This window comes from Enhygromyxa salina, assembly GCF_000737335.2.
GTDB classification, from domain to species: Bacteria; Myxococcota_A; Polyangia; order Nannocystales; family Nannocystaceae; genus Plesiocystis; species Plesiocystis salina_C.
Genome location: NZ_JMCC02000321.1, coordinates 1 through 545 on the forward strand (window position 1 = coordinate 1; position 545 = coordinate 545).

The 545-nt window shown below is 63.7% G+C and carries 2 protein-coding genes; one reads left to right on the forward strand and one right to left on the reverse strand.

Annotated elements, in window-relative coordinates:
• On the reverse strand, window positions 1-221 hold a 221-nt coding region (locus DB30_RS41085; protein ID WP_205633232.1), incomplete at its 3' end, for a hypothetical protein.
• 184 nt (window positions 222-405) lie between these two features.
• Here DB30_RS41085 and DB30_RS42955 point away from each other — a divergent pair.
• The gene (locus tag DB30_RS42955) at window positions 406-531 is read left to right on the forward strand and encodes a hypothetical protein (RefSeq protein WP_276204435.1); all 126 of its coding nucleotides are present in this window, start codon (window positions 406-408) and stop codon (window positions 529-531) included.
• The last annotated feature ends 14 nt before the right edge of the window (window positions 532-545 follow it).

Genomic DNA, 545 nt, shown 5'->3' on the forward strand with positions numbered 1-545 from the left:
AGCGCAACAGCTTCCTGGGCGAGAAGGCCCACCGAATCGGCAAGCAGGAAGGCCGCGAAGAAGGCCGTGAAGAAGGCCGTGAAGAAGGCCGTGAAGAAGGCCGTGAAGAAGGCCGTGAAGAAGGCCGGCGTGCGCAGCTTCAAGTGTTGCGCCGCGTGCTCGTCGACATCCTCGAGCTTCGCGGGTTCACGGTCACCGCCGATCACCGCGCCCGCATCCAATCATGCGACTCCCTCGAAACCCTCGAGGGCTGGTACACAAAAGCTCGCAGCCTCCCAGCCCACGCATCGGTCGAGTTGCTGTTCGACGCCTGATTCGTCCAGCTTGGTCGTCACACGAAACTAGCGCGTCAGCTCCTCTAGCACCGCGGGCTCGATTGTCATTTCGCTCATTGCGATCGACGCCATGTGCTTTGACGCGGCGCTGCGCATACTGGTGTTGGCGGCCGCGACCGGCGACGCTGGATTGGATCGCGTCGGCTTGGATCTGAAGGATCATGGGTGGCCCGGTGGCGGGCCACCGTCCCGGTGACGGGCCACTTTGCG

Bases quoted from the DNA above. Each gene is read 5' to 3' on its own strand.
- DB30_RS42955 (WP_276204435.1), top strand. From the start codon at position 406: ATGTGCTTTGACGCGGCGCTGCGCATACTGGTGTTGGCGGCCGCGACC.